15 protein-coding genes are annotated in these 12,908 nt (G+C 31.3%); 9 read left to right on the top strand and 6 right to left on the bottom strand.

Annotated features, from left to right (window positions below):
* Nucleotides 1–120 precede the first annotated feature (120 nt).
* The 3 genes from polA to motB are packed head-to-tail and all read left to right on the top strand — an operon-like array spanning nucleotide 121 to nucleotide 4,299.
* Nucleotides 121–2,760 (top strand): DNA polymerase I, encoded by a 2,640-nt coding sequence (polA, locus tag AJ930_RS05880; RefSeq protein WP_044780424.1) that lies wholly within the window; start codon nucleotides 121–123, stop codon nucleotides 2,758–2,760.
* A gap of 16 nt (nucleotides 2,761–2,776) precedes the next feature.
* The gene (gene motA / locus AJ930_RS05875; RefSeq protein ID WP_002880492.1) at nucleotides 2,777–3,553 is read left to right on the top strand and encodes a flagellar motor stator protein MotA; all 777 of its coding nucleotides are present in this window, start codon (nucleotides 2,777–2,779) and stop codon (nucleotides 3,551–3,553) included.
* A 2-nt stretch (nucleotides 3,554–3,555) separates the two neighbouring features.
* Complete coding sequence (motB, locus tag AJ930_RS05870; protein WP_044780423.1) at nucleotides 3,556–4,299, top strand: flagellar motor protein MotB; 744 nt, start codon at nucleotides 3,556–3,558, stop codon at nucleotides 4,297–4,299.
* A gap of 5 nt (nucleotides 4,300–4,304) precedes the next feature.
* On the opposite strand, the gene flhB is transcribed toward motB, so the two are convergent.
* Together flhB and AJ930_RS05860 are read right to left on the bottom strand one after the other, a co-directional pair.
* Nucleotides 4,305–5,393 (bottom strand): flagellar biosynthesis protein FlhB, encoded by a 1,089-nt coding sequence (gene flhB / locus AJ930_RS05865; protein ID WP_044780422.1) that lies wholly within the window; start codon nucleotides 5,391–5,393, stop codon nucleotides 4,305–4,307.
* A gap of 118 nt (nucleotides 5,394–5,511) precedes the next feature.
* The gene (locus tag AJ930_RS05860; RefSeq protein WP_002854219.1) at nucleotides 5,512–6,108 is read right to left on the bottom strand and encodes a peroxiredoxin; all 597 of its coding nucleotides are present in this window, start codon (nucleotides 6,106–6,108) and stop codon (nucleotides 5,512–5,514) included.
* A 206-nt stretch (nucleotides 6,109–6,314) separates the two neighbouring features.
* Here AJ930_RS05860 and AJ930_RS05855 point away from each other — a divergent pair, with 206 nt between their 5' ends.
* The 6 genes from AJ930_RS05855 (at nucleotide 6,315) to AJ930_RS05830 (ending at nucleotide 9,609) form a co-directional block, all read left to right on the top strand.
* Nucleotides 6,315–6,599 carry a DUF362 domain-containing protein gene (locus AJ930_RS05855; RefSeq protein ID WP_002854354.1) on the top strand — a complete coding sequence of 95 codons (285 nt, stop codon included), beginning with the start codon at nucleotides 6,315–6,317 and terminating at the stop codon, nucleotides 6,597–6,599.
* 112 nt (nucleotides 6,600–6,711) lie between these two features.
* Nucleotides 6,712–7,125, top strand: a complete 414-nt coding sequence (gene ndk / locus AJ930_RS05850; RefSeq protein WP_044780421.1) for a nucleoside-diphosphate kinase — start codon at nucleotides 6,712–6,714, stop codon at nucleotides 7,123–7,125.
* Nucleotides 7,126–7,479 carry a hypothetical protein gene (locus AJ930_RS05845; protein ID WP_044780420.1) on the top strand — a complete coding sequence of 118 codons (354 nt, stop codon included), beginning with the start codon at nucleotides 7,126–7,128 and terminating at the stop codon, nucleotides 7,477–7,479.
* Between the two features lie 23 nt (nucleotides 7,480–7,502).
* Complete coding sequence (rpmF, locus tag AJ930_RS05840) at nucleotides 7,503–7,649, top strand: 50S ribosomal protein L32 (RefSeq protein WP_002858674.1); 147 nt, start codon at nucleotides 7,503–7,505, stop codon at nucleotides 7,647–7,649.
* 5 nt (nucleotides 7,650–7,654) lie between these two features.
* On the top strand, nucleotides 7,655–8,662 hold the full coding sequence (gene plsX / locus AJ930_RS05835) for a phosphate acyltransferase PlsX (RefSeq protein ID WP_070274994.1): 1,008 nt from the start codon (nucleotides 7,655–7,657) through the stop codon (nucleotides 8,660–8,662).
* The gene (locus AJ930_RS05830; protein WP_044780418.1) at nucleotides 8,635–9,609 is read left to right on the top strand and encodes a beta-ketoacyl-ACP synthase III; all 975 of its coding nucleotides are present in this window, start codon (nucleotides 8,635–8,637) and stop codon (nucleotides 9,607–9,609) included. The genes plsX and AJ930_RS05830 overlap by 28 nt, the downstream gene beginning before the upstream one ends.
* Here AJ930_RS05830 and AJ930_RS05825 read toward each other — a convergent pair.
* From AJ930_RS05825 to ubiE, 4 genes are read right to left on the bottom strand one after another with little or no spacing between them, the layout of a single operon-like run.
* Nucleotides 9,606–9,956: a RidA family protein gene (locus tag AJ930_RS05825; RefSeq protein ID WP_002854323.1), complete on the bottom strand. Its 351-nt coding sequence runs from the start codon at nucleotides 9,954–9,956 to the stop codon at nucleotides 9,606–9,608. The genes AJ930_RS05830 and AJ930_RS05825 overlap by 4 nt on opposite strands.
* Nucleotides 9,953–11,029 (bottom strand): phosphoserine transaminase, encoded by a 1,077-nt coding sequence (gene serC, locus AJ930_RS05820; protein WP_002880497.1) that lies wholly within the window; start codon nucleotides 11,027–11,029, stop codon nucleotides 9,953–9,955. Before serC ends, AJ930_RS05825 begins: the two co-directional genes overlap by 4 nt.
* Before the next feature lie 9 nt (nucleotides 11,030–11,038).
* On the bottom strand, nucleotides 11,039–12,202 hold the full coding sequence (gene xseA / locus AJ930_RS05815; protein WP_044778464.1) for an exodeoxyribonuclease VII large subunit: 1,164 nt from the start codon (nucleotides 12,200–12,202) through the stop codon (nucleotides 11,039–11,041).
* Nucleotides 12,199–12,906 (bottom strand): bifunctional demethylmenaquinone methyltransferase/2-methoxy-6-polyprenyl-1,4-benzoquinol methylase UbiE, encoded by a 708-nt coding sequence (gene ubiE / locus AJ930_RS05810; RefSeq protein WP_002872421.1) that lies wholly within the window; start codon nucleotides 12,904–12,906, stop codon nucleotides 12,199–12,201. Before ubiE ends, xseA begins: the two co-directional genes overlap by 4 nt.
* Between the last annotated feature and the right edge of the window lie 2 nt (nucleotides 12,907–12,908).

The following is a 12,908-nucleotide window of genomic DNA, read 5'->3' as shown; positions in this document are numbered from 1 at the left end:
TTTGTAATTATGGCTAAAAATTGCAGTGTTTTTGCTTAAAGATCTTAAATTGTAGACATTTTAAGCAAAATTTTGAAATAATATAACCCAAAAATATATTTTATCAAAGAAGAAATTATTATGAAAACTTTAACTATTATTGATACTTTTGGATTTTTTTTCAGACTTTACTACGCATTAAAAGGTTTTAAAAATTCACAAGGACAAGCTAGTGGAATGATTAGCGGTTTTGCAAATTTTATTTATAGCTTAAAAAATGAACACAAAAGTGATTATATTGTTTTTGCATTAGACTCCAAAGGAAAAACTTTTCGTAGCGAAATTGATCCAAACTACAAACAAAATCGCACTCCACCACCACCTGAACTTCTAGAACAAATTCCAATTTGCATAGAGATGATAGAAAAAATGGGTTTTATAAGCGTTTCTAGGGAAGGTTATGAAGCCGATGATATCATCGCTTCTTTTGTAAGAACTTGTGAAGATAGGGATATTTTTGTACGCATTATCACTCAAGATAAAGATCTTTATCAACTCATAAAAGATGGTAAAACAAGCATTTACAGTCCTATTTCTAAAAACGACTATGATGAAGCAGCGTGTTTAGAAAAATACGGAGTAAAACCTCATCAAATCAGAGATTTTTTAGCTCTTTGCGGAGATAGTTCTGATAATATTCCAGGCGTTAAAGGTATAGGCGCAAAAGGAGCCAAAACCTTACTTGATGAATTTGGCAGCATAGAAGGAATTTATGAAAATTTAACTCTAATACGCAACGAAAGAAGTCGTAACTTGCTTTTAGAGGGTAAGGAAAATGCATTTTTAAGCAAAAAATTAGCTTCTTTGTATGACAATTTAGAAGTGCAAAATCTCATAGAAAAAGCCACTTATCCTGATGAAGAACCTCTTTTAAAAATACTTGAAATTTTAGAACATTACGAACTTAATGCTTTGCTTAAAAAACTGCGTCAAAATCCTGATAATAAAGATAAAAATTTAGGTTTTAAAGCCACTTTAATACAAGATGAAAACAAACTTTTTGAAATTTTAAATACTCTTGATAAAGAAAGTATTATTGCTTTTGATACCGAAACTACAGGACTTGATACAAAAGAGGCAAAAATTGTTGGTTTTAGTTTTTGTATGAGTGAAAACGAAGCCTTTTATGTGCCTTTAACTCATAATTATCTTGGAGTAGGTGAGCAAATCTCATTGCAAAGTGCCAAAAAAGCTATAGAACTAATCTTTGATCATTTTGTTATAGGGCACAATCTCAAATATGATTTTAAAATCATTCAAAATAATTTTGGATTAAATTTGCCTCAAAAATACGCAGATACAATGATTTTAGCATGGCTTAAAAATCCTTCTTTAAGAGTAAATATGGATGATTTAGCCTTAAGACTTTTTAATTATGAAACCTTACATTTTGAAAGTCTTGTTAAAAAAGGAGAAAATTTTGCAAGCGTAGAACTTGAAAAAGCTTGCAAATACGCAGCAGAAGATGCTTATATCACGTTAAGATTTTATCTTTATTTTTTAAAAAATCTTGAAACTCCTTTATTAGAACTTGCTAAAAACTGTGAATTTGATTTCATTAAAATCATTATGATGATGGAAGAAAATGGCATAAAGCTTGATACAAATGCACTTGAAGTCCTTATGAAAAAATTTGAAAATGAAATCAAAAATTTAAGTGAAGAAATTTATACTCTTTGTGAGGATAGATTTAACTTAAACTCACCTAAACAAGTAGGTGATATACTTTTTGAAAAACTTAAACTTCCAAGTGGAAAAAAAGGAAAAACAGGATATTCTACCGATGAAAAAGTTTTAAATGCACTTTTAGATAAACATCCTGTAATTGCTAAAATTTTAGATTATAGAGAACTTGCCAAACTTTATTCCACTTATTGCGAACCTTTGTTAAAACTAGCGTTAAAAGATAAAAATTCACGCATTTATTCAAGTTTTTTACAAACTGGCACTGCAACGGGTCGCCTTTCATCTAAAGATCCAAATTTGCAAAATATTCCTGCACACGGACAATACGCAAAAGATTATAAATCTTGTTTTGTAGCTAAAGATGGATTTAGTTTTATCTCTCTTGATTATTCCCAAATCGAACTGAGAATGCTTGCGCATTTTAGCGAAGATGAAAAACTTTTAAATGCTTTTGCCAATGATGAAGATATACATGCAAGAACAGCTATAATGATTTTTGGAGAAAGCAATTATGAAACCAGAAGTGTTGCAAAAAGTATAAATTTTGGACTTATTTATGGCATGGGCTATAAAACTTTAAGTCAAAATTTAAAAATAGAAGCTCATTTAGCCAAATCTTACATAGAAAAATATTTTGAAAATTTTACTAGCATTAAAAAATATTTTGAAACAGTTAAAAACGAAGCTAAACAAAATGGTTTTATCGCTACTTTAAGCGGTCGCAAGCGTTATTTTGATTTTGAAAATGCAAAACCTATGCAAATTGCCATGTATGAAAGAGAAAGCATTAATTCAATCTTGCAAGGTTCAGCAGCAGATGTAATCAAACTTGCAATGCTAGAAATCAATAAAGAATTAAATGAAGACAAAAAGCTTATTTTACAAATTCATGATGAATTAATTTTTGAAGTAAAAGATGATTTATGTGAAAATTTTGTAAAAAAAACTAGAGATATTATGGAAAATATAGTAAAATTAAAAGTAAAATTAAAAACAAGCTCAAGTATTGCCAAAAATTGGGGCGATTTAAAATAATCAAGGAGATATTTATATGGATCTTTCAACCATACTGGGAATGGTGCTTGCAGTTACTAGTATTTCAGTAGGAGATATACTAGAAGGTGGTAATCCTTTACATGTTATACATCTTTCTTCCTTTCTTATAGTTATGCCAACAGCTGCATTTTGTGCAATGACTTCTACACATAAAAAAATTGTAAAAGCAGCTTATAAAGAACTCAAAGTTGTCTTTAAAGGCTCTGGCGTAAATCTACCTGAAAGGATAGCCCAGTTAATAGAATTTGCTATTATTGCAAGAAGAGATGGACTTTTAGCATTAGAATCAAGAACCAATGAGATTGAAAATGAATTTTTAAAAAATGCTATGATGATGCTTGTAGACGGTAAAAGCTTTGAAGAAATTCACGAAAGCATGGAAATACAAACCGAACAACTTGAAGAGCATTATAAAGAATGCGCAGAATATTGGATAGTATTTGGAGAAACTTGCCCTACCATGGGACTTGTTGGAGCGGTTTTTGGTCTTATTCTAGCTCTTAAATTGCTAGACAATCCCCAAGCAATGGCAGCGGGTATTTCAGGTGCTTTTACAGCTACGGTTACTGGGATTTTTGGTGCTTATGCGCTTTTTGCACCTTGGGGAAGAAAAATGAAAGCTAATGGAATGGATCTTGTAAAAGAGCAAATTGTCATCACTGAAGCCATAAAAGGAATTGCAGAAGGTGCAAACCCTAGAGATTTGGAAGCTAAGCTTTTTAATTTCTTAAGTCACGATGATCCAAAAATTTCACAATTTGACAAAGGTTAAAAATGGCTAAAAAACATAAATGTCCAGAATGTCCTGCAGGTGAAAAATGGGCCGTGCCTTATGCAGACTTTCTAAGTTTGCTTTTGGCACTTTTTATTGCTCTTTGGGCAATTTCCAAAACAAATCCTGCTAAAGTAGAGGCTTTAAAAACCGAATTTGTTAAAATCTTTGATTATACCTCTACTCAAACAGTCAAAGAAGAGAGTAAAACCCAAGAAAAATATAAAGGTGCAGCAAAAGAAGAAAGTGATGAACTCAAATCGTTAAAACAAATGACTATGACACAGCAAGAAACTATCAAACGTCTTCAAGCAGCTCTAGATCAAAGCGACAATCAGATTGCTCTTAACCTTCCATCTAAAGTTGAATTTGAAAGAGGTAGCGCTCAAATTGTTTCAGCTGATATACAAGATTATTTAAAACGTATGGCTGAACTAACAACATATTTACCACCTCAAGCAAAAATAGAAATTAGAGGCTATACAGACAATAGCGACTCTATTATAAGAAGTTATGAGCTCGCCTACCAAAGAGCAGAAAATGTATTAAAATATTTTATAGAAGGTGGAGCAAATTTAAAAAATATTAGCATTAAAAGCTATGGGCTTAATAATCCCATCAATGGAAATCCGCAAGCCTTAGAAAATAATAGAGTAGAAATATATTTTAAAGTCGATACAGCAGATACAAGTACTCAAAAATCGGTTCTTGAGCTTATTAACAAAATAGGAACTAAAATACCTTAAAAGTTTTAGCTTCCTTTTTTTACTTGACCAGCTAAACGACTCTTATTATTTGTATTATAAACAAATCCTAGCACCTCAGCTACAGCTTTAAACATTTCCCTAGGAATAAGATCATTAACATCGCAAGCTTTATAAAGCTCCCTTGCTAAAGGAGGATTTTCATAAACTACAACATTATTTTCATAGGCAACTTGTTTTATGCGAAGCGCGAGAAAATCCACTCCTTTGGCAACAACCCTAGGGGCTTGTTCTTTACTTGTATCATAACGAATAGCTACGGCATAATGCGTTGGGTTTGTGATCACCACATCCGCACCTGCAACATCTTGAACCATACGACGACGCGCAGCTTCCATTTGAAGTCTACGAATTCTACCTTTAACTTGAGGATCTCCTTCCATTTGTTTATACTCATCTTTTATTTCTTGTTTGCTCATACGCAAACCTTTAAAATACTGAAAACGCACCAAAAAAACATCTAAAACAGCAATAATTAAAAAAGCAACTATAACAATAGCTGCTAAAACAATAGCTCTGTCTCTTAGCCAAGTAAGCTGTGCAACCATAGTATAAAGCTCAACTCTTGGAAGCTCTTGCATAAATTTAAGTAAAACTATAAAAGCTATAGTAAAAACAATACCCACTTTTAAAATAATTTTTATACTTTCAACAATTTTTTTCAATGAAAAAAGGTTTTTTAAACCTTTTAGAGGATTGATTTTTCCTAAATTTGGCATAATAGGTTTAGTTGTAAAAATAAAACCAAATTGCATAATATTTCCCAAAACCCCAGCAATCATAATACTTAAAACAATAGGTGCAAGAATAATTAAAACCTCAAAAATGCTTTTAATCATAATGGCTTGAATAATACGCAAATCAAATTCAACACCAATAAAACTTTGATAGTATCTATATAAATTTACAATTCTCTCGCCCATAAAACTCATCATAAGTAAAGTTATAGTTACTCCAATTATCAAAGTTACAATAGCTGCCGCATCTTGAGACTTTGGAACATTACCTTCTTTACGCGCATCTTCTATCTTTTTGGACGTGGGTTCTTCTGTTTTTTCTTGATCTTCGCCTGCCATATTTTAGCCTAAGTAAAAATTTTAATATGTGTGTAAAATTATAGTAGAAAATTTATGAATTTCAATTAAAGAATAAAAATGAAGAAAAAGCCTCATGAAGAGGCTTTATACTAAGAAATTAAAGTTTAGCTTCGTTTTTACCAAGATATTCAGCCACGCCTTTAGGGTTAGCTTTCATACCTTCATCGCCCTTATTCCATCCTGCAGGACAAACTTCACCATGCTCATTTGTAAAAAGCATAGTATCAACCATTCTTAACATTTCATCTATATTTCTACCTAGTGGTAAATCATTAACCACAGCATGGCGAACTGTTCCATCAGCATCAAGCAAGAACGAACCACGAAGGGCAACTGCTTCTGCATAAAGTACATCAAAATTTCTAGCAATCTGCTTAGTTAAGTCAGCAACAAGCGGAAATTTAACCTGACCAATACCACCTTGATTTACTGGAGTATTTTTCCAAGCAAAATGTGAAAATTCATTATCTCCTGAAATTCCAATTACTTCAATACCGCGGTTTTTAAATTCTTGATATCTTTTGTCAAAAGCTATAATTTCTGAAGGACAAACAAAAGTAAAATCTTTTGGATAAAAGAATACTACCGCTCCTTTTGGGCCTATGTTTTTGTAAAGATTAAAATCTTGAACAATTTCATTGTTTCCTAATACCGCTGGAGCAGTAAAATCTAAAGCTTTTTTAGTAACTATCATATTTTCTCCTAAATAATAAATTTTATTGATAACGAAATTATATCGTTTAAATCTTTATTTTTTTTTAAATATCCAAAATAATATTAAAAATTTAAGAAAGTTATAATTATTATCAAATAAGGTAAATTTTTGATTATCAAAATTTACCTTATTTAAGAATTTTATGCTAAAATCATTTAAATCTTATATATTAAAAAGGAGAAAAAATGGCTGTAAAAATTACAGATATATGTATTGCTTGTGGTTCTTGTATTGATGAGTGTCCAGTGAGTGCTATCGTTGATGATGCTAACAATCCAGAAGGTGAAGATAGATATTATGTTTATGCAAACAAATGCGTTGAATGCGTAGGACATAATGATCAACCAGCTTGTGCTAGCGCTTGCCCAACAGATGGATGTATAGTTTGGAGTGCTGTAGAATCAGGACAACCAAGTCGTGATAATATTGGCGCTGATATGAGAAGTGGGGACACTCCAGTTTTTGCATAATTTTAAAAAAAGAAAAAGCTAGAGATTCCTAGCTTTTTCTTTTAATTTAACTTTCTTTAAACAAATTCAAGTATAATTTTAAGCTTTATTAAAATAAGGAGTTATTACAAAGATGGAAAAAACTTTATCTATAATTAAACCTGATGCTGTTAAAAAAGGTGTTATAGGAAAAATTTTAGATCGTTTTGAAAGCAATGGATTAAGAATCGCTGCAATGAAAAAAGTTCAACTTAGCAAAGAACAAGCTGAAAATTTTTATGCTGTTCATAAAGAAAGACCTTTTTTTAAAGACTTGATTGAATTTATGATTAGCGGTCCTGTTGTTGTTTCTGTACTAGAAGGAGAAGGTGCTGTATTAAAAAATAGAGATTTAATGGGAGCGACAAATCCTAAAGAAGCTAAAGCAGGAACAATTAGAGCCGATTTTGCTGAGAGTATTGATGCTAATGCTGTTCATGGAAGCGACAGCTTGGAAAATGCAAAAATAGAAGTTGAATTTTTCTTTAAACCAAACGAAATTTGCTAAATGAAAATCCCTTTTTCTAAGATTAACATAAAGGAATATCCTTTTAAACTTAATCTTGAGAATATGATTTTTGAAGGAAATTTAGTAAAAATAAATCCTAAGCTTGTTAAAATAAATGCTATTATGCAAGGTTTTATCTATAGACCTTGTGATAGTTGTGGAACTGAGTTAGAACTTGAAATTAAAGAAAATTTAGAACTTTTTGCAAGTGATGGTATTTTTAAAGATGAAGCAAACAAATTGAGCAATACTATAGAATTTTTCGATGGACATATTGATTTAATAGAAGTTGCTATCAGCGAGCTTGAAGCTTATTTGAGTGATTATTTTTATTGCATAAATTGCAATAATTAATTAAATTTTATAAAGGAGAAAAAATGGCAGTACCAAAGAGAAGAGTGAGCAAAACTCGTGCAGCTAAACGCAGAACTCACTATAAAGTTAGTCTTCCTATGCCTATAAAAGACAAAGATGGAAGCTACAAAATGCCTCACCGTGCGAATCCAACAACTAAGGAATATTAAAATCAATGATTAACATTGCCATTGATGCAATGGGTGGTGATTTTGGAGAAAAACCCATTATAGAAGGCGTTTTAAAGGCACTAGAAGCAAAACCTTTTAACGCTATCTTAGTGGGAAATTCTAAAATTCTAAAACCTTTAATACCAAAAAAATTAGAGCAATATATACAATACGAAGAAGCTAGTGAAATTTTTTCGATGAATGAAAATGCCACAGATGCTTTAAAAAATAAAGAAACAACCATATACAAAGCTATTAATTTATTAAAAGAAAAAAAAGTAGATGCTGTAGTTTCAGCGGGTCATAGTGGAGCAAGTATGTCTTTGGCTACCTTAAGGCTTGGAAGACTTAAAGGTATTTCAAGACCTGCTATTGCCACTTTAATGCCAAATATCGTTAACAAAACTTTACTTTTGGATGTTGGAGCTAATACAGATTGTAAAGCTGAAAATTTATTTCAATTTGCCATAATGGGTGAAGTTTATGCTAAAGAAATTATGCAAATTCAAAAACCACGCCTTGCTTTACTTTCTAATGGTGAAGAAGAATGCAAAGGCAATGAACTTACCAAAGAAAGTCATCAGCTTATGAAAAAAATTCCAAATTTTATAGGCAATGCTGAAGGTAGAGATATTTTCAATGGTGAAATAGATGTTTTAATCTGCGATGGTTTTGATGGAAATGTTATTTTAAAGGCTTGTGAAGGTGTGGCAACAGCTATTTTTCAGCTTCTAAAAAACGAAGTAAAGCAATCTTTTATTTCTAAAATAGGTGCTTTACTTATGAGGCCATCTTTTAAAAAATTAAAAAAACACATAGATTGGCAAGAATATGGCGGAGCACCCCTTCTTGGAGTTAATGGCTGTGTAATCATAAGTCATGGAAAAAGCGATTCTAGAGCTATTAAAAATGCAATTTTTCAAGCTATAAATTTTAGCCAGTCTCATATCAATGAACTTATAGAAAATGAACTTGGGGAAATACAATGCTTAAAGCCAGTCTTAAAAGTATAGCTTCTTATATTCCAGAAAAAATTTTAAGCAATGCTGATCTTGAAAAGATGGTAGATACCACCGATGAATGGATCACTAGACGCACAGGCATTAAAGAAAGACGCATTGCTGGTGAAAATGAGAATGCTAGCGATTTAGGCACAAAAGCTGCATTAAAAGCCATAGAAAGAGCAAATTTAAAACCTGAAGATATTGATGCAATTCTTGTAGCCACTTTAAGTCCTGATTATTTTACTATGCCTTCAACGGCTTGTAAAATTGCTTCAAATTTAGGACTTGTAAATATTAGTGCTTTTGATATTTCAGCAGCTTGTTCTGGTTTTATCTATTTACTTGAACAAGCTAAAGCCTTAGTAGAAAGTGGTTTGAAAAAAAATGTTTTAATCATAGGAGCTGAAAAAACAAGTTCAATTATGGATTACAATGACAGAAGCATTTGCATACTCTTTGGAGACGGTGCGGGTGCTGGAGTTGTAAGTTTGGACAATGAAAATCATATCCTTGATGTACATACTGCAAGCAATGGTAATTATGGAGATCTTTTAATGACTCAAAGATCGCAAAAATCAAGCCTATGCCAAACACTTTCTATGCAAATGAGGGGCAATGAAGTTTTTAAAATAGCAGTAAACACGCTTAGCAATGATGTTGTAGAAATTTTAGCTAAAAATAACATTTTAGCACAAGAAATTGATCTTTTTATTCCTCATCAAGCTAATCTACGCATCATTAAAGCCGTCCAAGAAAAACTCAATCTAAGTGATGAAAAATGTGTGATCACTGTACAAAAATATGGCAATACTTCAGCTGCTTCTATACCTATGGCAATGAATGATGCCTATGAAGAAGGTCGACTTAAAAAAGGAGATCTGATCTTGCTAGATGCTTTTGGCGGTGGTTTTACTTGGGGATCTGCGCTTTTAAAATTTGGAGGAGAGAATTTTTAATTCTCTCTTAGCTTTCCAAAAGCTTGAATTTCTACCAAATAACCCTCTGCTAAAGCACTTCCTACACAAGCTCTAACAGGTTTAGGATAATTTTTAATCCAAGCATCATAAATTTCATTCATTGCATCAAAATCTTGCATATTAGCTAACCAGATTTGAATTTGAATCAAATCTCCTTTGTTTGCGCCTATTTTTTCAAACAAAGCATCAAGTTCTGCAAGCGCTTCTTTAGTTTGTTTTTTAATATCTCCGCTAGGTTCAAAAGCCACTTGTCCTGCAGTCTTAAAATATTTATCAAAAACAATAATTTGCGACATTCTATCGCACTCATCAAAACGCTTTATCATGCATATTTTCCTTGAAATTCTTTCATAAATTCACACAAGGTTTTTACCTGATCCAAATTAAGCACATTATAAATACTTGCACGAATTCCCCCTAAAATTCTATGTCCTTTAAGTCCTATCATTCCAGCTTCTTCGGCTTCCTTTACAAAAAGAGGCTCTAAATCTTTATTTTTAGCAATATTAAAACTCACATTCATTAAAGATCTATCCTTTTTATCTGCATGTCCTTTATAAAATCCATTGCTTAAATCAATACACTCATAAAGCATAGCAGCTTTTTGAGAATTTTTCTCATGTACTTTATCAAGTCCGCCTTGATTTAAAAGCCAATCCATTTCAAGATTAAACATATAAATAGCAAAGGTTGGAGGCGTGTTAAACAAGGACTGATTCTCAGCATGAGTCAAATAATTTAACATGCTAGGAATTTGTTTATTTTTAGATCTTTCTAACATATCTTTACGGATAAAAATACAACTTAAACCCGAAATTCCAGCATTTTTTTGCACTCCGCCATAAAAAAGAGCAATATTTGAAAAATCTACTTTTCTAGAAAAAAAATCACTCGATGCATCCACAATCAAAGGAGTTTTAGTTTTAGGATAATTTTGATATTGAGTGCCGTAAATAGTATTGTTAGAACAAATATAAGCATAATCAGCATTATCGCTAAATTCCACTCTAGGAATATGATTAAAATTACTTTCCTCGCTACTTGCTACGGTTTTAACATTGACACCTAAAATTTGTGCTTCTTTAATCGCTTTTTTTGTCCAAACTCCTGTATTTGCATATTCACAAATCCCATTTAAAGCTAAATTCATAGGAATCATAGCAAATTGCAAACTTGCTCCACCTTGTAAAAATAATACTTCATAATCATCATTTAACCCGTAAAGTTTTTTAGCTTTCTCTTGTGCTCCAAAATGCACTTCTTCAAATACTTTTGTGCGGTGAGAAATTTCCATTATAGAATAACCCCTACCCTGATAATCACAGAGTTCTTTTTGAGCTTGCTCTAAAATTTCTAAAGGTAAAGTCGATGGCCCTGCACTGAAATTGATTTTTCTCATAATTTATCCTTATAAAATTTTTGCTTCTTTTTGAGAAGTTTGAGAACTTAAAATAACGATATCATCACTCTTAAGATCTTCTAAATTTGCTATTTTACCATTTTTTCTGATACAAATAAACTTTTTGCTTTTATTAAAAAAATTCTCATGTTGCAAATAAGCATTTTGCAATTTATCTAATTTTAATTCATTATAACGCATTTGATTTGCCAGTAGATGATTTAATTGCTTTTCTATATTATGGCTTTGTTTTATTTTTTCATCTATTATTTTTGGCAAAGAATTAAATTTGAAAAATTTGCTTAAATTTAAAAGCAAATTTTCATAATTTTGTATTTTATGATTCCAAAGTTGCATTAATTTTTCTTCCATTAAATCCAAACTTTGCTCTATATCTAACTTAGAATAAAACAAAGTATCTATAGCAGCTGAGGGCGTTGGAGCTCTAAAATCTGCAACAAAATCACTAATAACATAATCAATCTCATGTCCTATGGCTGAAATGATAGGAGTTTTTGCTTTAAAAATCTCTCTTGCTAAATTTTCATCATTAAAACAAAAAAGATCTTCCCTGCTTCCTCCACCACGTGCTATAATAAGAACATCTAAATCCATATCATCGGCTTTTTTTAAAGCTTGTATAAGAGAAAAAGGAGCATTATTTCCTTGAGTTAAAGCATCAAAAATATAAATTTTTGCCAAAAAATATTCTTTTTGATGAATAAGTTTTAACATATCTTGCAAAGCAGCAGAAGTTTTTGAAGTGATAATGCCTACTTTTTTAGGAAATTTTGGCAAAGATTTTTTAAAGCGTGGATCAAAAAGTCCTTCTTTTTGCAAACGCTCTTTTAAAGCCAAAAACTGTGCTTCTAAATCCCCAAAACCTGCTTTTTTCATACTAGTAGCGATAAATTGATAACGACCGCTTTCAGGATATAAACTCACACTTCCACAAAGCTCTAAAAAATCCCCCACCGCTGGTTTAAACCCGACTTTTAAATTAGCTCCTTTAAACATAGCACAAGCAATGCTTGATCTTTCATCTTTTAAATCAAAATACCAATGCCCTGAACCATGCAAAGTAATTTTTGAAATTTCTCCACTTAAAACTATATCATCAAAATGTGTTTCTAATAAAGCCTTTGCTTTAAGATTTAATTCTGTTGGTGTCATAGTTTTTTTGCTATAAACATTGAACTCACGCCAAAGCTAAAACTTTTATAATCAAGCATTTCAAAACCAGCATTTTTAAGTTCTAAGATGAATTCTTCCTTACTTAAAAATCCTTCAATAGAGTTTGGCAAATACTCATAAGCACTTTTATTTTTACTGATTATCCCACCTATACTTGGTAAAATATTTTTAAGATAAAAATCTCTACAAGCTGCTATAAATCCACCCTTTTCTCTTTTTGTAAATTCCAAAACTACCAAAATACCATCTTTTTGAAGTACTCTAGCAAATTCACTTAAGGCTTTTTGTCTTTCTACAACATTGCGAATGCCATAACTAATGCTTAAAATATCTAAACTTTGACTTTCTAAAGGTAAATTTTGCGCCCCTGCTTCTATAAATTCGACATTTGGAAATTTTTCTTTTGCAACATTTAGCATGCCACTACTTGGATCAATACCTTTAATATTTAAAATATTTTTTTCCATTTTTAAAGCACTCTCTTGCCAAATCTCTATCATATCCCCTGTGCCACAGGCAATATCAGCGATTTTTAAATCTTTTTTTAAATACAAACTCATCACTCTTTGACAAGCTTTTTTGCGCCACGCTACATCAGCTCCAAAGCTTAAAATTCTATTCGCCTTATCATAAGTAGGTGCAATTTGATTAAACATTTCTATAATTTTTTCTTGTTTTTGCATTT

The sequence above is a fragment of the Campylobacter sp. BCW_6871 genome, assembly GCF_001762325.1.
Lineage (GTDB): Bacteria > Campylobacterota > Campylobacteria > Campylobacterales > Campylobacteraceae > Campylobacter_D > Campylobacter_D jejuni.
This window is presented reverse-complemented; position numbering and strand designations above follow the sequence as displayed.

Bases quoted from the DNA above. Each gene is read 5' to 3' on its own strand.
- rpmF (WP_002858674.1), top strand. From the start codon at position 7,503: ATGGCAGTACCAAAGAGAAGAGTGAGCAAAACTCGTGCAGCTAAACGC.
- AJ930_RS05830 (WP_044780418.1), top strand. From the start codon at position 8,635: ATGCTTAAAGCCAGTCTTAAAAGTATAGCTTCTTATATTCCAGAAAAA.
- motA (WP_002880492.1), top strand. From the start codon at position 2,777: ATGGATCTTTCAACCATACTGGGAATGGTGCTTGCAGTTACTAGTATT.
- ubiE (WP_002872421.1), bottom strand. From the start codon at position 12,906: ATGCAAAAACAAGAAAAAATTATAGAAATGTTTAATCAAATTGCACCT.
- ndk (WP_044780421.1), top strand. From the start codon at position 6,712: ATGGAAAAAACTTTATCTATAATTAAACCTGATGCTGTTAAAAAAGGT.
- motB (WP_044780423.1), top strand. From the start codon at position 3,556: ATGGCTAAAAAACATAAATGTCCAGAATGTCCTGCAGGTGAAAAATGG.
- plsX (WP_070274994.1), top strand. From the start codon at position 7,655: ATGATTAACATTGCCATTGATGCAATGGGTGGTGATTTTGGAGAAAAA.
- polA (WP_044780424.1), top strand. From the start codon at position 121: ATGAAAACTTTAACTATTATTGATACTTTTGGATTTTTTTTCAGACTT.
- flhB (WP_044780422.1), bottom strand. From the start codon at position 5,393: ATGGCAGGCGAAGATCAAGAAAAAACAGAAGAACCCACGTCCAAAAAG.
- AJ930_RS05845 (WP_044780420.1), top strand. From the start codon at position 7,126: ATGAAAATCCCTTTTTCTAAGATTAACATAAAGGAATATCCTTTTAAA.
- serC (WP_002880497.1), bottom strand. From the start codon at position 11,029: ATGAGAAAAATCAATTTCAGTGCAGGGCCATCGACTTTACCTTTAGAA.
- AJ930_RS05860 (WP_002854219.1), bottom strand. From the start codon at position 6,108: ATGATAGTTACTAAAAAAGCTTTAGATTTTACTGCTCCAGCGGTATTA.
- AJ930_RS05825 (WP_002854323.1), bottom strand. From the start codon at position 9,956: ATGATAAAGCGTTTTGATGAGTGCGATAGAATGTCGCAAATTATTGTT.
- xseA (WP_044778464.1), bottom strand. From the start codon at position 12,202: ATGACACCAACAGAATTAAATCTTAAAGCAAAGGCTTTATTAGAAACA.
- AJ930_RS05855 (WP_002854354.1), top strand. From the start codon at position 6,315: ATGGCTGTAAAAATTACAGATATATGTATTGCTTGTGGTTCTTGTATT.